Genomic DNA, 18716 nt, shown 5'->3' on the forward strand with positions numbered 1-18716 from the left:
GGGATTGGGGATTGGGGATTGGGGATTGGGGATTGGGGACAAGGTAGACAAGGTAGATAAGAAGAAACTTGATTTCTATGCCCTATGCCCCATGCCCTATGCCCTATGCCCCATGCCCCATTTATTCTACGTCTTTAATCCGTGTCTTCCTTTCTACAATTTCTTTGAGTATCAAGGTGACAACAGCCAGTAATGCTAACAACACCGCCGCCGAAAATGCTGCTTCCGTTTCGTATTGTTTGTAGGCTTCTTCTACAAACAAAGGTAAACTTTGGGTAACGTTAGCAATGTTGCCAGAAACGACGGAAACCGCCCCAAATTCACCCATTGCTCTGGCATTGGTCAAAATTAAACCATAGAGTAAACCCCAACGAATCCCAGGTAGAGTCACGCGCCAAAATATCTGCCAATCATTTGCACCCAAGGTTCTGGCGGCTTCTTCTTGATCTTTGCCAAATTCTTCTAGTACAGGAATCACTTCCCGCGCCACAAAAGGCATACTGACAAAGGCGGTAGCTAAGATCATCCCCGGCAACCCGAAGATAATTTTGATGTCATTGGCTTCTAGAATAGGGCCAAACCAGCCATTTCTCCCGTAAAGTAGAACGATCATTAAACCTGCAACTACTGGAGAGATGGAAAAAGGCAGGTCAATGATACTTAAAACGAAAGCCCGTCCGGGGAATTTATGGCGGGCGATCGCCCATGCTGCACACAAACCGAATACCGTATTTAAGGGGACAGAAATCAAAGCCAAAATTAAAGTTAATTTGGCAGCAGCGATAAAGTCAGTACGGTGGAGGTTTTCGATAAATGGCTCTACACCCTTACTAAAAGCTTGGACAAACACATTGATTGCCGGGATATATTGAATCAGAGCGAGATAGGCGATCGCAATCACAATTAAAATTGTGGGAACCAAGCTATCTTTTTGTTTGGGGTGGGATTTACTAGCTTTAGACCCTTTATTTGTTGTCATATCTTCTTGTCCAAGCTTGTAATAAGTTAATTCCTATCAGCAGTATTAAGGAAATACCCAATAACACCACGCCAATCACCGTTGCACCAGAGTAGTCATACTGCTCTAAGCGTTGGAAAATCAATACAGGTGCAATCAAATCTTGAAACGGTGTATTGGACGCAATAATTACCGTCGAACCATACTCACCCACCGCACGAGAAAAACCCAAAGCGATACCCGTTAAAACTGATGGGAATAAGGGAGGTAAAATCACCTTCCAAAAGGTCTGCCATTGGGAAGCACCCAAAGACCAAGCCGCTTCCTCTAGTTCTACTTCCATTTCTTGGAGTACAGGTTGCACTGTTCTCACAATAAAAGGTAGTGAGATGAACACCATTGCCACCCACACCCCTAACCGAGTGAAAGATACTTTAAATCCCAAGGGTGCCAGCAACGAATGAATCCACTCCAATTTTTCTGGCAGGTTGATGTGGCAATGCCCAAGAAAACAACCAGGTGTCAGCAAAGAACCAATCCAGCCATTATCACTGTAGACAGTTGCTAGTGTTAAACCTGCTACAGAGGTAGGCAAAGCAAATGGTAAATCTACGGTAGCATCTATAATTCTTTTTAAGGGGAAGTCGTAGCGCACTAACACCCAAGCCACCAAAGTACCGAAGACACCATTGAGTAAAGCAGCTAGCAACGATGTGACAAAAGTAACGTTATAAGTAGCTAAAGCTAAATCACTAGTAGCAATTTCCCAAAACCTAGTCGGTGGTTCTGTGCTAGCTTTGAGGAACATAGCAGCCATTGGGAGAAATAACATTACAGTTAGATATCCCAAAGTAATGCGCCATGTCCAAGGAAGTTGTATCACTGGACGGAGAAATTTTTGCCAAGCGGGAATTTTACTATCAACTTCCGCACTAGGAGATAAAGTCATAGACAATTCAAAATGAAGTAAGGGTGCAGGGGAGGAGGAGAGACAAGGGAAGGGGAACAAGGGAGACAGGGGAGCAGAGGAGCAGGGGGAGCAGGGGCAGAAAAACTCTTGAATTTTGAATTTTGAATTTTTCTGCCCCATGCCCTATTCCCTATTTTTTAAGACTGGCTTGGATTTGGTCAAACACGCCGCCATCAGCAAAGAACTTTTTGTCTATTGTTTGCCAACCGCCTAATTCTTGCACAGTACCCAGTGTTTTGACTGAGGGAAACTTATCTTTGACTTCTTTAGTTTGAGCTACTGTTTCATCTACTGGTCTAAATCCTAATTTGACGAACTCTTGTTGTGCTTCTGGTGTGTAGAGGAATTTGACAAAAGCCTCTGCTACTTCTCTGTTGCCATGTTTATCAACGTTTTTATCAACAACAGCAATAGGATTGTCGATAGAAATGTTAACTTCAGGAATGATGTAGTCTAGTTTCTCACCTTTTTGCTGTGCCAAGATGACTTCATTTTCGTAGTTAATTAAAGCGTCTCCCTGGCCTTGTTTAGCAAATGCGTCTGTGGCTTCTCTGGCATCTTTGGTGAGAATTGGCACGTTTTTGTAGACTTTGGTGACAAATTCTTGGGCTTTGGCTTCATCACTCCCAGTTTTAATGGCAGCATTCCATAAGGCCAGGAAGTTCCAACGGGCAATTCCAGAAGTTTTGGGGTCAGCAGTAATTAGTTTTACGTCATCTTTGGCTAAATCTGCCCAATTTTTGATGCCTTTGGGGTTGCCAGAACGAGTAATGATAGCTGCTACTGATTTGGATACGATGCCATCATTAGGAACTTCTTTTTCCCATCCTGGAGAAATTAATCCCGCTTTTTCGATTTTTTGGGTGTCTAGTGCTAATGCTAAGTGAACGACATCCGCTTCTAAACCATCGATGACGGCGCGAGTTTGAGAACCAGAACCGCCATAACTTTGTCTAAAGGTGACAGTCTGGTTATGTTCTTGCTTCCACTTTTCGACAAATTTAGGAATAATGGCTTCATGAGCGGCTTTAGTAACAGCAAAGGAAACCAGTGTAAGTTCCACATTCTGCTTGTTAGCAGCCACAGGGTTAGCTGTAGGTGCTTCACCAGTAGTATTTGTTTCATTACCACCAGAGCAGGCTGCAAGGGTAACACTCAACATGGCCCCCACTATCATCAGTGATACAAAGCCTTTGACGGAACTAAATCTAAATCTGAAGTGGTTTTTGGTCTGTTTAATAGTTAGTCGTAATTGTTGGAAGGGTCGCTGCCACAAACTCATGCCAAATTCTCCTAGAGAATATACGGTTAATCGATGTAAATACAGTTGTATATATATACAATAATTACAGATACATTGTGCAGTTGACAAGAAAAAACTTCATATTCTCTATCGGAGATATGGGAAATATAGAAATTTTACCAGTTTCATTGGCAATAAAACAGATTGTTGAGGTGTGGCTTCCATCAGAAAGTGTAAGTAAACCGGACTATAGAGAAACGCTAATCTTAGATTTCAACCTTGCTTTTTGCCACTGTTTCTGGGGATGAATTGTGATGTCAAAATTTGAATACTTGAATCTGATAGGTTTCTTGTAGGGTCAGCCTTACGAGCGTTAAATTCTGCTCACAATTTAGTTAACTCATTAGTAACGCAACTTGATATTAGATGCTTTTTAACTAGTCAGCATAGTTAAGTTTTCAGAGCAACCACTGGTAGGGAAAAAGCTTTGACCAAAAATAATAAAGTTTACTTTCTGCCGTTACCGATTTTCTGACTGATGCTTAATTCAAATATTCGGAACATTGGAAATATTTGCTCCTACTTTACTTTTTTATAACCTCGTTTTACGATAGATTAACCGTAAATTATCAGTAAAAAAACGGGACAACATAAAGTAATGATTAATACTATGTTGTCCCAAGCTTTAACTATCTTCGTCTGGAATTTGCGTCAATTAATTGCCGTTAGCTAATCAAAAGAGACACATCCCATGACATTCACAATCTTATCAAGGCTGAATCTCAGATTGCAGCCATCTTTACGTCGCTCCTCAGTTTTATTAGTAGCTGTAGGTTTAGGTGTCACCACTTTCATACCTGTTTCTGGGACAAACTCCCAAATGGCATCTGCTAGTCAAAAGACACAACTAATTAGCCAAAGAGGAAAGAAAGTTGAAATTACTTTAGTTTCCTATGCTGTCACCAAGGCTGCTTATGAAAAAATCATTCCTAAGTTTGTCGCCAAGTGGAAACGAGAAAAGGGTCAAGATTTAGTCATTCGACAAAGCTATGGTGGTTCTGGTTCTCAAACTCGCGCCGTCATCGATGGTTTAGACGCAGATGTTGTGGCTTTAGCACTGGCTTTAGATACTAAAAAGATTGAACAAGCAGGGTTAATTCAACCTGGTTGGGAAAAAGAAGCACCAAATAGCTCCATCGTCACCCGTTCTGTAGTCACAATAGAAACAAGAGAGGGGAATCCGAAAAAGATTCAAGGCTGGAGTGATTTAGCTAAACCGGGAATTAAGGTAATTACAGCTAACCCCAAAACTTCAGGTGGTGCGCGCTGGAATTTCTTGGCTTTGTGGGGCGCGATCGCTAAAAATGGTGGTAGTGAAGCTCAGGCTTTAGATTTCGTGACTAAAGTCTATAGAAATGTACCTGTGTTACCTAAAGATGCAAGGGAAGCGAGTGACGCGTTTTACAAAAAAGGACAAGGAGACGTATTGCTCAACTATGAAAACGAAGTTATCTTAGCTGCAAAACAAGGGCAGACTTCACCTTCTTATATTGTTCCGCAAGTCAATATCTCCATTGATGGCCCAGTTGCAGTTGTGGACAAAAATGTTGATAAAAAAGGTACTCGTGAAGTTTCAGAAGCCTTTGTCAAGTTTCTATTTACCCCAGAAGCACAACGAGAATTTGCCAATGTTGGTTTTAGACCAGTTAACGCCAGTGTGAGCAAAGAGGTTAGTAATAAATTCCCCAAAGTATCCAAGCTTTACAATGTGCAGAGTTTGGGCGGTTGGAACACTATACAGAAGAAATTCTTTGATGATGGTTCGATCTTTGACAAAATTCAAGGCGGACGGCGTTAATTTCAAGAGATAAGCCAAAATTTTGTAGAGACGTAAATCTTCGTCTCTACAAAAAGCATTTTGTTTTGTAATTAAGTCTTTTTAGTGAGATTTATCATAATACTTGTTTTAACTTTTTGCCCCTATCTAATGGTAGATTTTTTGCATAGAAAAGCAGACTAAAGTCATCTGAATAAATCCTAGAATCACTGCTATGAGCTACTCACAGAGAAAATAAAATCAATGAAGTAGATGGTACTGAATTTTATAACATCATATTTGAGTGATCTATAATCAACAACTTACTAGTAATTACTACGAGGATAATTATTAAACTTCATCATTATTTCAAACTCATGAAAGTTGTATGATTTTCATTAAAAAAAGCGTTTGTACTAGTATGTTTTGCATCTAATTAGCTAGATAATATGACTAATATATAGTGCCAAAAATCACTTATTTTTAGGGATGGGATTTGCGATGAATAAACGTATTACTAGCACCGTCAATTCATTGGTGACAAAATTTTCACGAAGAAATGCTCTTTTGTGGTTAGGCGGTACTGGAGTAGCTACGACATTAGCAGTAGGAACACAAGGTCAAGCACTTGCAAAGAACAACAAAGATGATGATGTGACCTTGATCAATCCGCCAACTTTATATAACGCACCCCAAAATGGCTATAGTCATATTGCCATTACCCCACCTGATACCAGAACAGTCTATATTTCCGGCCAATTTGGTTCAGATTTACAAGGAAATCTTGTTTCTAGCGAATTTGAGCCACAATTAGTCAAGGCTTTTCAAAACCTCCGCTTCGCCTTAAGTGCAGCCGGAGCGCAGCCAGAAGATGTAGTAAAAACTACTGTTTTAATAGTTAATCATACTCAAGATAAATTGATTCCTTTAGGACGAGAAATAGCGGCTTTGTGGGGTTTTAAAGTACCGGCAAATACACTGATACCCGTCCCTAGACTAGCCCTCGATGGGATGTTGTTTGAGATTGATGCTTATGCAGTCATTCCAGAAAAACGCGATCGCAGGTAGTTTTCCTATATAAAACTCTCTTCTTCATTGACACATTTAGACCGTAGAGAGAACAGGGAGAGAAGATTTTTAACTAATCTTCTTCTCCTGCTACTCCTTGCGATTGGATATTTGTCTATTGAAAGTCTCTTGATAGAGGTTGAGTTCTTGAAAAGGTTGGGAAGTCGCTTCCAGTTGTAGAGTTTCTACCTTGACTGGTTGGCCATTAACTTCTATCTTGTAATTGCCCTGTGGTAAACCTTGCAGATAATATACTCCTGCACCATTGGTAACAGAAATATGTCTGTTCCCAGAATTAATTTCTATAGCTTCTACTTTCGCACCTGGAATGGGTTGGCCTCTAGAATCGGTAACAATGCCTGAACGAGTGAAAGCACGAACCATCGGCAACATAACAGTGGTATAACTACCAGCAACTACATCCACTGCTAAAGCTTCTACTGCTGTTTTCCAGTGCAGAGGAAAGCCAGCTGGATCTAGATCCAGGCGATATTTTCCAGGAAACAGGTATACTAAAGTACCGTCATCGTCAATATTCGAGACAAAAGACTCTAAAGATTGATTATTAATGGTAAATAGTAAGTTAGATTTTTCTAGATAGATTGGTTCATCAGCATCATGCTTACCATTATCATTGCGGTCAAAGAAAGGTTGAATCAAAATTCCGCCTTGAGTACGTAAATAGTCAGATGGACGAGAATTATCAGGCTTAATTCCTCTTTGTAAATCTAGACTGGAAACTAACTCTAAGCTGAAACTTGCTTCATCTGATGTGGTTGAGACTCCTTGATAACGTCCTCGAAGTAAGAAGCCAGGAAGAACATTTGTCCCTAAAGTAGCAACGATTCCTGAACCTTGGGAACCGACAGCATAACCTAATTGCCCCTCCCAAAGATAATTACCATTACGGGAACGTTGTGGGGAACGATAACGCCATCCCAAGGTAGCCAGGCGATCGCTATGTGAGAAAATATCGCTAGTTTCATAACTAGCAAATAATGAATTACCTTGATGAGAAAACTTTCGTGGTGAAAAATAGTAAGCTAATTCGGAAAAAGAGGCGACTTCGTTACCATTAGCTTTTAACTCTAGTTGACCCAGACGTTGCAGTAAGTTCCAACGTAAATGGTTTTGGGTGTTGAAAGTGACACGAGCGTAAGTAAAAGAATTTTTATCATTACGGGAAATTTGTAAACCTCCAAACCCACCATCCCGGCTATCCACACCACCTAGTAAGGTCAACCAAGGAAACATTCGCCAATCAAAATCAAATCTGTTTTTGAAGCTGTCGCTAGTAAAGCGTGTATTTAAACTAGGTGATACATCAAATGTCACATTAGCGTTAATATCCCAGCGATCGCCACTTAAGACTGATAACGCCACCTTTAAAGGCGTATCTTGTGGTTGATAAAATATTTCTGCCAATCCTTGGAATGACTGATCGTAAACACCACCAATACCTACAGTTAAATCAGAAGATAAACCCCAACGTTGTGCCACGCCACCGCGAAAATCCGAAAAATCTCCAATCAAAGCATCTGCATGAGAAAATTGTCTGCGTAGACCACCAGAAATAACTAGCGCACTCGCTCCTGCTGGTAATTGTCCAGGTAAGGTAGAAAATGTCACATTCCGAATTTCTGGAGGTTCTGTTAATCTTCCTTGGGGATAAAGTAACAGCTGATAGTTTGCACCTAGAAAACGATTATCCACCGGCACATCAGGAAACCGATAAATCCCGGAAGAATCTACTAACACCTCAGCAATCACGCGATCGCTTAAACCTTGAGCAAGTCGCACCAGAGTTCCTGGTTCAGCTTTTCCTGTAATTACCCGACCAATTTGAGCAGATTGCATCCTTTGGCTCAAAGATGAAACACCCCCAACAATTTCCGGTGGTTTAAAACCCCAGCGTTGGATGGTTGTCAAGCCCCAATAATCACCAGTACCCTGACTCAACCAAAATGGAGCTTGTGAACCGATGACATAATCAGCTTGATCCGTTTGTCGGAGAAATTGTGCTTCCGTCAGTTTCCAAGTGGTCGAATCTTCTAAGTTAGGTTGGTTAAGGCGGATAAACCAACTCCCACCCAAAGCTGTACCGACAGCTTTCAAATCTCCTTGGTAATTACTGATGTTGCTAGATGAACCACTAACATTCAAGCGTTGCTCAACTGCGGTCAACGTTAAGCCAGGAGCGGGGATTTCCGGTAATCCCGTTAATTCTATAGTTGGTTCTGGTGGCGCAATAAACTGGCTGGGATTGATAAGTCCAGGACGTTCTAATCGTATGGAATAATCATTGATATCGAAGCTAGCAGTAACACCCAGTAAAGTTTGCAGTTGTTCTACAGAAAAAACCAATCCCAACTCTGGATCATTCTGAAGTTTCTGGGAATCAATACGAGTGACTAAACCAGGAGTACGGATTTCTAATTGAGCATCCGGTAAGGTTTTTACATTTAATTTTAAAGCTCTGACAACGCCCTCATAGGGTATTAACCATTGCTCAAAATTGACTGCTTGTTTACCGTCTTCCTGACCCCGAATTAAGATACTTTTAATCACAGGACGTTGGTCTACATCCACACCTACAGGAAAAACTGAAAACTTTCTTGATGCTGGGATGGGAACAGAGGGTGTAATAGTTTTTTGTAGTTGAGCAGTTGGCAATGAAGAGTCAGATAACTGAACTTTTCCTCCAGAGAATTCACATAATGGGGTTGTACTTTCATCTGCTAGTTGAGGATGAAAATCGGGACTACACGACCATTTGTCCTTAGTGTTCCCGCAGAGTAGGCTATCTTCGCAGACTTCATCACCTGTCTGTAAAGACTGAGTTTGGCTCGGCTTGAGTTCTAGTCGTGCAGACTGGATGTGAGATATGAGTTCAGGAGATAAAGTTTCTGGCGGTGACATCATCATCGTCACTGGCTTGGTTGCCATCGCAGGAGTCCGTGATGCAGATGATGGAACATCTGCAATGGGTAATGTTAATTCCTGTTCATCTGTATCTTTGTCTGCGTTCGAGTATACAGGAGGTAGACTTTCTGGAGAACTAGGTTGTATATTTACTTGACTGGAGGTTTCTTTGGCAACAGATGCAGGATTTTGCTTTTGAGCGATCGCATTGACAGGTGGCAAGTAATTGCTATTGTTTGGAACTTCACTATGAGATATCAGATAAGACACGGGAATTTTACAAGGGAAATAAAGATCATGAAGATGCACCCTCTGTCTCCAAACAGCACTTCCAGTCCATAGTTTTACAGAAGAAAATCAGTGTTAATTAGGAATAAAATCCCGATAATTAACGCTGGTATCAAACCTATTTGCATATTTGTGTCTTCGCGTCTCAAAATAGCTAACACGAAGACACAAAATTCAATGAGTGATCAGAGTGATCAGGACTATAGTGCTACTTAATCAACGTAGAGCAGTAGCCGCAGTTTGGGGAATGGCCAGATTTAAATTGAAGGGAACAGTCTGGGATTGAGATTTTTCGCTCCATACCAACTCGCCTGTTAATTCATATTCGCCTGGGGTAATCTCTGGTTGATCTGGAGCAACAAGATTAATTAGAAAATTGCGATCGCTTTGAGCAACAATGGCTGTGGGAGGTATTTGTCCACTGCGGATAATTTTTCCCTCTCGTTTTAATGTCCAGTTAGCCGTCGGTAGGGCAGAAGCTGTACCTGTATTTTTGACTAACAATTGGATTTTTTTGGCAGTTGTATTTAATTGCGCGCTATCTACAGTTAGACGAGGTGATACATTCCCTTTGCGGACATAGAAAGTAGAACCTACTTTACCTCTAATACTAATAGCATTGCCATTAATATCTGTTGAGTTAATTTCTTTGAGGTTTTCGGTGAAAATTACTACCCTATATTCACCATCTGGTAAGTTAGGAGGTAACTGACTAATTAAGCGTATGCGTCTGGTAGCTCCTGGAAGTATAGTCAGTTCTCCTGGAGAAAATTGTAAGTAAGGACTCAGATCGGTTGGACTAGATTGCAGAGATTGAAAGCCTGCATCTCTATCGTATGTAAAAGGTTGCACATAGACACGAGCTCGGAATGGTTCATTAGTCATATTTTTGACATAAATCACGCCTTCTGCTGGTCTTTGGTTGGCCTCTGCTTGAATTACCATTGGAGAAATTTGTACTTGTGCTTGTGCAGTGCCACCAGAAATCCCTGTGAATAATGCCCACCCACCTAAAGAAGTGGCTGCAAGCATGAGCATATTTTTTTGCTGCCAATTCTGTAAAAATTCTCTCCATTTTGTGAGAGCTAAATTACCAACCATGATGCTTGATGATGAATATTTCAAAAGTGCGTCGGTGAGAAGATTTTTAACCATTAGGGGTCTATTTTTCAATCTTGTCATGTTTGTAGTCAGAATTTGTTTCTTGATGAAATCATGATTGAAGTTTCTACTACAAACACATTCAATTTCTAAGGTGTCACTGTCAAATCAACAGTGAAGCCGTAGGTACCTGCTGTCAACTCAGCACCATTAGTAACAGTCATATTGATATCTAAAGGAATAGTTGTCCCAGGAAGTACAGTTTGTGGCAACCCAGGCGTTCCTGCTACGTAAGTAGCTGCGATGGTTCCCCCTGCGGCGGTGGCATTATAGATAGGAGAAGTCAGAGTAGTTCCAGCAGTTTGGGTAACACTAGTAATGTTAAGGGTTCCTGTACCGCCTGTACACCGCACCACGGCTGTCCCCTTTGTGCCTCCGTCTGCTAAGATACTACTCAAAGTATTGGGAAGTGGGTTTCCTAGTGTACCAGCACCAGGAGCATTTGGAAAAGAACAAGCAGAAACTACTGTACCTCCAAATGGTACATTTTCTGTGTCTGCGGCAAAAGCACTGGGAGCCACAACAACAGTTCCTAAAATCAAAGCTGAAGCGATAAAAAGATGACGACTCATACCAAATTCCTCAAGTGAATTGTTAGTTATGCAATGAAGATTGAAATTCGCAAAGAGGTAGAGTCCCTGATATTTATTGAAACCCTGTTAACAGTCTTATTTAACCGCTATTCATGTTTTTAATTCTGCTGCTAATACTCAGTATGTATCCACCGTATTGGTGCTTAATTTATCAAAAAAGTTATTAAAATAATCTCAATATTTTTACTGAGTATATAAAATTACTCATTAATGGATTGATTTCTTTGATGCTTCAATGATGAGCAAGCTTTAAGGTTTGGGAACGGGGAATAGGGAATAGCGTTGAAAGCCTGAATGTTTTTATCAAAAATCTGGTTTGAAAACCCCGTCCTTCTAGAAGAGCTTTGTGATTTGTTGTAAAAGCTCAAGACTAATGGGAGATATTGTCAGAATAGGATGCTTAATGCCTCCCCAAATACTGCCATTGTGGGCGCGATGCAATGATAAAAGCTCAGGCATTTGTGGGGAGATAAAAACTTTTGGTGTTGCAAGTTGACCAAGCGATCGCGCTCGATGATAATGATGTGATTGAGATAAAGCTGCATCTAATTGTTGAGCAATAAATTCTGGTGTTTCTTGGGCTGTATCTAGCAAAAGAATATAGTGTGGTGGCTGGGCGACGGGAACTAAACTTTTAAAATGAGTTCCAGACAAATTCAGGCTATTCAAAGCATCATACACAAAGCTTTCATGTAACTTTTCACCAACTAAATCGCTGACTGCTGGATGTCGTCCCAGAAATTCTAAGCATGGTGTATTGCGATACCAATGAGTGACGCGGATGCGATCGCCGATACGATAGCGATATAATCCGCCTTTTTGGGATAGAATTATTCCGTATTCTTTGCCAATGCAGAGTTCGTGTAACTTATACAGAGAGCCAGTCTCATCCTCAAACTCGAAAAATACTTCATCTATAACTGGAACATATCCTTGCGCTGCAATCAAGGGAATTGTCATTGGGGCTTCAGTCGCTAGCAGTCCCTTACCTTGAATTAAAACATGGGGAAAGAGCGATCGCAATCCCCTAGCTTGGTCGGCGGCGTTAGCACTATCCCAGCAAGAAATCAGCTTTAAATTTGGCCATAGTTGCGCCCAGGGTATAGTTTCTTTCAATAATTGCAGGCGATGTTCTGATATTTGCCCTTGTAATTCGCTTCGCAATAACTCGTGATTTTCTTGAATATATTTTAAATGTACTTGTAAAAAACTTGGACTCCAAATTGAGATGATTTCTAATGTTTCAGCTTGTAATAATGCCAAAGCTAACTGATGTTTAAACTGTTGGGCATCATGTAATTTATTTAATCCCTTTGGCATCACCAACCAAGGACGCAAAAACCAACGCAACCAACCATCAAGATAATCTAAATCATCTTGTAAAGATGGAGAATTAGTTTGATTTAACTGTGGCGAAATACAGGCGTAAAGCTTACCTGTGGAAAATTTCGGCCCATTCACAATTAAATCATGCGCCCAGACGCAAAACATTTGATTAAATGATCGCCGTAAAGATTGCGTGTAGGGAATCCATTTTACCGCCCCACTACTACCAGAAGTTTTTTCATAAAACAAAATAGGTTCAGGTGTGAGGGGAATTAACTGACCTTTTTGATGTTTTTCGGGCTTACCAATCCAAGGTGTGAGTGTGTCGTAATCAACAATGGGAACACCTTCCCAATCTGCGAGGGAATTAATTCCCAAGGCTTTGCCGTATGGACTTGCAATCAGGCGATCGCAAATTTCCCTCTGCACAGATATCTGCGTTGATTCAGGGTCATCCAATGCTTGCTCAAATCGTCGCGCCGTGGGTGCGAGTATTTGCCCAAAAAGCTGAATAATCGGACGCATCATACTAAAGTAAAGCAGTATCATTACATCCTAGATTATTTGTTTATCCATAAGCATCGTATTTTGTAATATATTGTAGTATATTGAAACTCAATACCCTGGAGTTCACCATGATTCGACCGATTACACCCGATGACACAACCGCACTAATCGCCCTAGCTGAAGCAACAGGGCTATTCCAGTCAGACCAACTCCAGACACTCAGTGAAATGCTGGTGGATTACTTCAGAGGTAATAGCGACAGCAATCATTTTTGGCTTACTGACGATGACGACGACTGTCTGGTGGGGGTTGCCTACTGTGAGATAGAACTGATGACCAATCAGACCTGGAATCTGCAATTGATTGCTATCCGACCTGATTACCAGGGACAAGGACGCGGTACGAAACTGCTGCATTACGTTGAACAAACGTTGACGTTGCGCGGTGGGCGTATGCTGCTGGTGGAAACGTCAGGGCTACCGGAACTCAAGCGCACGCGAGCTTTTTACGCGAAGTGCGGCTATGAGGAGGAGGCGCGTATCCGTGACTTCTATGATGCGGGTGATGATAAGGTCGTGTTTCGCAAATTATTAAATGTGGCGTTTTAATAATTAGTCAGATCAGCACTGTTTGGTAAGCTATCTTTTAATACTACCAATGACGAGAAATGCGATCGCGAATCTCGTCAAGTAGGTTGCAATTGACTAAACTGTGTTATTGGAGTTTATATGTTCAAAATTAAGGTTTATGCTTCAAGTATCTTCATAATTTTTTCTATCTTTGTAAGTGCGTGTATAGCTCACTCTCAACAGCAACCATCACAGAAAGTCAGATCAGAAAGAGAAAACACGACTACAACATCCAAGAAAGAATTAGCTAAACAAGTGCTTTCGGAAGCAGGAATTGCTCAAAAATACGACCTATATCTTAATAACAGTGTTGATATAACAATCTCACCTTCAACGAGCAATGACCAGTTTAGGGTATGGTTAGTTGGCATTTTGGCGAAAGAAGCCGGTTGGCAGAAGATTGAGAATCAATACATTACTTCGCTAGAAGCTAATTTTTCAGAAGCAGAGTTAAAAGAATTATTAAAGATAGCAAAAAAACCCCTAATGAAAAAGTTATTGCAAGCTGAAATTCAATCTTATGTCAATGCGTCTCAACAAAGGCGCAAATTACTTGATAAAGTTTGGGATGACTATAATTCTGGCAAAATAATTCCGCCACAGAATATAGTGCCAAAATAATACCCAGAAATGTTCTTGATATTATTACTCAAATGTTTGTCATCCTTTCCCTTCCTTAAAAACTTATGGGTTTCAAGCTTGTCTGTTGGAAGCATGAGCCTAATTTTGAACTTTACAGGGTTAAAATATAGGGTGTATCCTCAAAATACTTATGACACTAAACCTACACTTGTCACCAGAGTTAGAGCAGTATCTTGTACAGGAAGCCAATCGATATGGACTTTCAGTAGAGGCAGTGGCATTGCAGCTTTTGACAAATTCTGTTTTGTTGAAGCAAAAGCAAGTTGAAGCAGTTAACTTACTTCAATCCTGGATTGATGATGAGGATGGGTTAGAACAGCAGGAAACAGGTGAGTATTTAATTCATGCTTTAGATGAGAATCGGTTATCCAATCGCAAGTTATTTCCACTTGAGATGAAAGGTATAACTTGGTGAGTCGAGCCATTGTTCTAGATACAGGGCCGCTTGGTCTAGTCACGAATCCAAAGGTATCTGCTGAGAGTCTTGCTTGCACCCAATGGCTACAAGCTCACATTACATCAGGCAACCGCGTTATTATTCCAGAAATTGCAGACTATGAAGTTCGCCGAGAGTTATTACGAGCAAACAAGTCTAAGGGTATTGCTCGTCTAGATAATTTAGCTCAGTTTATTGAGTATTTGCCAATTACAACGGCTGCAATGCGTCAAGCGGCGCACTTTTGGTCACAAGCTCGTCAGCAAGGGCAGCCAACAGCAGGTGACAAAATGATTGACGGTGATATGATTCTGGTAGCTCAAGCAACTACTCTAGCAATTCCAAATGTTGTCATTGCAACAACGAATGTAGGCCACTTGTCGAGGTTTATAGCAGCTGATCTGTGGCAAAACATCACTTAAGGATTCCCTAGAGAAAAAATAAAGTTTATCGAGCTTTAGCTGATTCAATCCACCCATACCAAGGATTGGAATTGATTAGTGAAGTAAGTTGATAATTAAGGTCAGAAATTGTCGGCGCATCTCCCTTAACTATCACAAGGTAATCTCCAGAACCATATATACCAAACGTCCACATAGAACCTGTATTTTTGTCTTCTGTGACGAAAACCCATTGATGATAATGCGGCCTGTACAGAGGGTAATAAGCGAATGCTATAACTTTCACCTCTTGCAAAAGGTTAATTATATGCGGTTGCCAAAAAGACTTTTTGGTCAGGAGAATCGATTGTCGAGTTGCGATAGTATCACCAAAGATGACATTGAGCTTTTCTTGTCGTATTTTAGCCCATGCAGTTGGTACATAAAAGAAAAATTGTCCATCAAAAACCTCATTAAACTCGATAGCTTTCCACATCCATTCAGGTGTTTCATCCCTGTGAAATAGCGAATCAAATGTAAATGCTTCGGGACGGACTCCTAAAGAATTGGCAAATTCAGGGGCGACACCTTCTATTGGTGACTCTGGTGTTGCGTCAGATTCTAACCATTGTGAAAAAAGTGTTTGCACAAGATTGTGAATAGTGGTTGTCATATTTCGCCGAATTTATTGTGGGGATATTTACAGTCGATGACCAATTATCACCAGTAAACTTAGCTACTGACAAATTACTGCACCTGTTGGTTAGGGTAAAGGTTTGTATCAGCAGCAATAAAGGTATGGTCATTAATCACTACACCAGGAGCAAGATGACTTCCAGCACCAACAAACACATTGCTACCAATCTTCACTTTTTTGACATATAACATTAAATTCTGCTTGCGGGGTTTGATGACATGAGAATATATCCCCACACGATGACCGATAACTACGCGATCGCCTATTTCTATTAAACCGCGATCGGCAATCTCTAATCCTGGTGTCCAGTAAACATCTCGTCCCACCTTTGCACCCCACAATCGCAACCAAATAGAAAATACCCCAGGAATCAACCGCAGCATCGCTTCTAAGGCTGGAATTGCTATATAAATCGACTGGATTTGATGACTACCCCACCAAGGACTATATTCTTTACCTTGTAGATAACTAATACCCTCCTGCACAGGATAAATCCATTGATGACAGCGATAAACAACCACAGGAAACCCATAAATCGAAAATAATACGGCTAGAAGGCTGAAAATGCTGGGTGAGTGGACAAAATAAAAGATTGCAGTCCCAGTGATGATAAATACCAAGGTAGGGAAAAATAAGAGAATTTTACTTAAAAGTGTCATGAAAAAGGAAAGAAAAGTTTTTGAGTCAAAGTTAAGGAAGTGGGAATACCTATGGCTGATGGTAAAGTATTGCTTTGATGATATGTATGGTGTAATTTGTCCCAAATTTTGAGATTAGCACCATAGTTGCAATGATAAGTTTCACTGCAATGATGCCAAGCATGATCTTGGGGTAAGATTAACCAGGGAGAAATCAATTTATATAGCCAGTGATTTGTAGGAATAAATAAGCGGCTATGTCTCCATAAATCTAGAGCAGAAGTCAGACTAACTCCTAGTAAATAACCTGTGGGGTCAACTAATAGATATAAAAATAATGTATGTAGCCATAGATAAATAATTAATAAACTTGTCCAGATAGTATTGCGAGAAGTACCTAAAACATCCATCTGAGTCACTGTGTGGTGGACTTGATGCACTTGCCACAACAATTTACTGTGTAATAAACGATGATTCCAGTAATATAAATAATCTACTACAGCAAAACTGAGAATAAAAGATAAAATTGGTGATATTTTTAAATATCCCTGGTGATTGGGAAATAAATAATGGTAAATTCCATAAACTAAAGTTGTTTGTAATAAAGGAATTAAAATACCTTGAATCGTTAAACCGAGAGTATCTATTAGCCAATCTTCACGACTTTTTAATTGTATTTGCTGGCGACTAATTTGATTGTTAATTGTCCATCCAACTAAGCCAATAAATGCACCAAAAACTATTAGTTGTATCAAGTTTTGTATATTCAAGATAATTAAACCCAAAATGTCACTTTGGCAGATTGTTTTGGCAATAATCGCGGATCTTCTCCACGAGCGATCGCTGCTCTAATTGACTCGACAAACACATGAATTGTGTCAGCCGGGGTATGAGCAAATTGTGTACCATATTTAGCTATGACTTCACCTTGAATCGCCAAAATTTCTACATCTTGGCGGATAATATGTTGAGCAGTCCACCAGACAAAGGGACGCGCTAATTTATTCCAGATACCGTAGTTGTAAGTCACATCAGTGTAGACCAAAGTAGAATTATCGCTTTCGGGGATAGATTGACTGGTAATAAATAAATGACGCGTCCGTCCCATTTGATATTCCACCGAGGTAATATTGGGCATATAAAAGCGATCGCTATGTTTAATCTGTGTGCCTTCTGGATTTAAAAACCGCGTGTACCATCCTAAATTACTGTTTTCGTTGCGATATTCCACCGAAACCGCACCATTTTCACGCTCAACCGTCATCTCTAATTTTTGCTGGCGCGAAGTCCGAAACACCCCAGGATGAACAAAGGCTGTATGGGGAATATCAATAAAATTTTCCGCACAATTAGTGACATTATTCGCAAACCGATTAATTACCCGCACCGTCTCCCAACCTACTTCTCCATAGTGAGGCATAGAAAAAGGTGCAAAGTCAACGCTGGGGTTTTCAGCTAACCGCACATATATATATCCGTCTTGTTCCTTAGTGGCGTAAACTTTGGCTCGACGCTGCTGGGAAGTTTGAAAATCCACACCCTCAGCCGGAACAGCAATCACTTTACCTTCGTTATCATATACCCAACCATGATAAGGACATTGTAAAGCACCTTGACAGACCTTTCCTGCCGACAACCGACTGCTGCGATGTAAACAGCGATCGCGCAACGCCACAGGCTTTCCATCTTCACCGCGAAATATTGCTAACCACTCACCTAAAAGCGATCGCGCCAAAACCGTGTGAGGTTTTAGCTGTTCGCTGAGTGCGACAATATACCAAAAGTCGGCAAATTGCATAGTAGATAATTTTCTTTAAAGCATTTTCTGAAATATGACTACATTACCGTATCTAGAGAATTCCAAAAGAGCTAATTTACAATTAAAAGTGAGATAGCCTCAGATGGGAAAATAAGCATGACATTACAGGAATTGCAAAAGCAAGTGTTACAGTTACCGATTAGCGATCGCTGGCAATTAGTTCAGACTATTTTGGATTCTTTACAGCGAGAAACATCTTCTGAATTGAAAAAGGGTAACTTGTCCCGATTGCGAGGGATTGCAAAAAGTACGGAAACATCCGGCGAAGATGTATGTGGAAGGCGATTATGTTAACTACCTAACGGAAAAATACCAGTAATGAGAATTTTAATTGATACAAATGTGGTTCTTGATTTTTTACAAGAGCGAGAGCCTTTCGTTGAAGATGCTGCAAAATTGTTTGAGAAAATTCATGCAGAAAATTTTAGCTCATTTAAACTGAAAATTACCGCTATCAAAACTTTATAAATAGAAATACAAGAGCAGCAAGAGACGAAATCAGAAAACCCCAGCCAAGTGCTGAGTAACGACGAATATAATTTGGTTTCAAGAAGGTAAATGCCGCAGTTACCAAACCACCCAAAAAACAAACTAAAAAAGTTCTAGACCACACGATAATTGCC

The 18716-nt window shown here is 40.5% G+C and carries 19 protein-coding genes; 8 read left to right on the plus strand and 11 right to left on the minus strand.

Annotated elements, in window-relative coordinates; all coding sequences use genetic code 11:
- Positions 1-121 precede the first annotated feature (121 nt).
- The 3 genes from cysW to ACQFX9_RS21855 form a co-directional block, all read right to left on the minus strand.
- Entirely contained in the window at positions 122-979 is an 858-nt protein-coding gene (cysW, locus tag ACQFX9_RS21845; RefSeq protein ID WP_427158447.1) for a sulfate ABC transporter permease subunit CysW, read from the minus strand.
- A complete protein-coding gene (locus tag ACQFX9_RS21850) occupies positions 966-1907 on the minus strand; it encodes a sulfate ABC transporter permease subunit CysT (protein WP_427158449.1) in 942 nt (313 codons plus the stop codon). The genes cysW and ACQFX9_RS21850 overlap by 14 nt, the downstream gene beginning before the upstream one ends.
- 151 nt (positions 1908-2058) lie before the next feature.
- A complete protein-coding gene (locus ACQFX9_RS21855; RefSeq protein WP_427158451.1) occupies positions 2059-3210 on the minus strand; it encodes a sulfate ABC transporter substrate-binding protein in 1152 nt (383 codons plus the stop codon).
- Between the two features lie 712 nt (positions 3211-3922).
- Between ACQFX9_RS21855 and ACQFX9_RS21860 the strand changes: the two genes are divergently transcribed.
- Together ACQFX9_RS21860 and ACQFX9_RS21865 are read left to right on the plus strand one after the other, a co-directional pair.
- Positions 3923-5029, plus strand: a complete 1107-nt coding sequence (locus ACQFX9_RS21860) for a sulfate ABC transporter substrate-binding protein (protein ID WP_427158453.1) — start codon at positions 3923-3925, stop codon at positions 5027-5029.
- A gap of 459 nt (positions 5030-5488) precedes the next feature.
- Positions 5489-6055 (plus strand): Rid family hydrolase, encoded by a 567-nt coding sequence (locus ACQFX9_RS21865; protein ID WP_427158455.1) that lies wholly within the window; start codon positions 5489-5491, stop codon positions 6053-6055.
- 90 nt (positions 6056-6145) lie between these two features.
- Here the strand turns inward: ACQFX9_RS21865 and ACQFX9_RS21870 are convergent, their stop codons facing one another.
- The 4 genes from ACQFX9_RS21870 to ACQFX9_RS21885 form a co-directional block, all read right to left on the minus strand.
- On the minus strand, positions 6146-9247 hold the full coding sequence (locus tag ACQFX9_RS21870; RefSeq protein ID WP_427158457.1) for a carboxypeptidase regulatory-like domain-containing protein: 3102 nt from the start codon (positions 9245-9247) through the stop codon (positions 6146-6148).
- A gap of 234 nt (positions 9248-9481) precedes the next feature.
- Positions 9482-10420 (minus strand): P pilus assembly protein, chaperone PapD, encoded by a 939-nt coding sequence (locus ACQFX9_RS21875; protein ID WP_427158458.1) that lies wholly within the window; start codon positions 10418-10420, stop codon positions 9482-9484.
- Positions 10421-10515: 95 nt separating this feature from the next.
- Positions 10516-10998 (minus strand): hypothetical protein, encoded by a 483-nt coding sequence (locus ACQFX9_RS21880; protein WP_427158460.1) that lies wholly within the window; start codon positions 10996-10998, stop codon positions 10516-10518.
- A gap of 354 nt (positions 10999-11352) precedes the next feature.
- The gene (locus ACQFX9_RS21885; RefSeq protein ID WP_427162971.1) at positions 11353-12870 is read right to left on the minus strand and encodes a GH3 family domain-containing protein; all 1518 of its coding nucleotides are present in this window, start codon (positions 12868-12870) and stop codon (positions 11353-11355) included.
- A 110-nt stretch (positions 12871-12980) separates the two neighbouring features.
- On the opposite strand from ACQFX9_RS21885, the gene ACQFX9_RS21890 reads away from it, so the two are divergent.
- The 4 genes from ACQFX9_RS21890 to ACQFX9_RS21905 all read left to right on the plus strand — a co-directional run bounded on the left by ACQFX9_RS21890 (position 12981) and on the right by ACQFX9_RS21905 (position 14981).
- Positions 12981-13460, plus strand: coding sequence for an N-acetyltransferase family protein (locus ACQFX9_RS21890; protein ID WP_427158462.1), 480 nt, complete (start codon positions 12981-12983; stop codon positions 13458-13460).
- 120 nt (positions 13461-13580) lie between these two features.
- Positions 13581-14102, plus strand: a complete 522-nt coding sequence (locus ACQFX9_RS21895) for a DUF2059 domain-containing protein (protein WP_427158463.1) — start codon at positions 13581-13583, stop codon at positions 14100-14102.
- A gap of 151 nt (positions 14103-14253) precedes the next feature.
- Positions 14254-14538, plus strand: a complete 285-nt coding sequence (locus tag ACQFX9_RS21900; RefSeq protein ID WP_427158464.1) for a hypothetical protein — start codon at positions 14254-14256, stop codon at positions 14536-14538.
- A complete protein-coding gene (locus ACQFX9_RS21905; RefSeq protein ID WP_427158466.1) occupies positions 14535-14981 on the plus strand; it encodes a nuclease in 447 nt (148 codons plus the stop codon). Before ACQFX9_RS21900 ends, ACQFX9_RS21905 begins: the two co-directional genes overlap by 4 nt.
- 25 nt (positions 14982-15006) lie before the next feature.
- Here ACQFX9_RS21905 and ACQFX9_RS21910 read toward each other — a convergent pair whose 3' ends face one another.
- From ACQFX9_RS21910 to ACQFX9_RS21925, 4 genes are all read right to left on the minus strand, one after another.
- On the minus strand, positions 15007-15588 hold the full coding sequence (locus ACQFX9_RS21910; RefSeq protein WP_427158467.1) for a hypothetical protein: 582 nt from the start codon (positions 15586-15588) through the stop codon (positions 15007-15009).
- Between the two features lie 98 nt (positions 15589-15686).
- Complete coding sequence (locus tag ACQFX9_RS21915; RefSeq protein ID WP_427158468.1) at positions 15687-16295, minus strand: acyl transferase; 609 nt, start codon at positions 16293-16295, stop codon at positions 15687-15689.
- Positions 16292-17044, minus strand: coding sequence for a sterol desaturase family protein (locus ACQFX9_RS21920; protein WP_427158469.1), 753 nt, complete (start codon positions 17042-17044; stop codon positions 16292-16294). Before ACQFX9_RS21920 ends, ACQFX9_RS21915 begins: the two co-directional genes overlap by 4 nt.
- 5 nt (positions 17045-17049) lie before the next feature.
- Positions 17050-18072: a Rieske 2Fe-2S domain-containing protein gene (locus ACQFX9_RS21925; protein WP_427158471.1), complete on the minus strand. Its 1023-nt coding sequence runs from the start codon at positions 18070-18072 to the stop codon at positions 17050-17052.
- Positions 18073-18189: 117 nt separating this feature from the next.
- Between ACQFX9_RS21925 and ACQFX9_RS21930 the strand changes: the two genes are divergently transcribed.
- Together ACQFX9_RS21930 and ACQFX9_RS21935 are read left to right on the plus strand one after the other, a co-directional pair.
- Positions 18190-18387 carry a hypothetical protein gene (locus tag ACQFX9_RS21930; RefSeq protein ID WP_427158472.1) on the plus strand — a complete coding sequence of 66 codons (198 nt, stop codon included), beginning with the start codon at positions 18190-18192 and terminating at the stop codon, positions 18385-18387.
- A gap of 24 nt (positions 18388-18411) precedes the next feature.
- A complete protein-coding gene (locus ACQFX9_RS21935; protein ID WP_427158473.1) occupies positions 18412-18561 on the plus strand; it encodes a hypothetical protein in 150 nt (49 codons plus the stop codon).
- Positions 18562-18716: the final 155 nt, after the last annotated feature.

The organism is Aliinostoc sp. HNIBRCY26 (genome assembly GCF_050235535.1).
In the GTDB taxonomy this organism is placed as follows: Bacteria; Cyanobacteriota; Cyanobacteriia; order Cyanobacteriales; family Nostocaceae; genus Trichormus.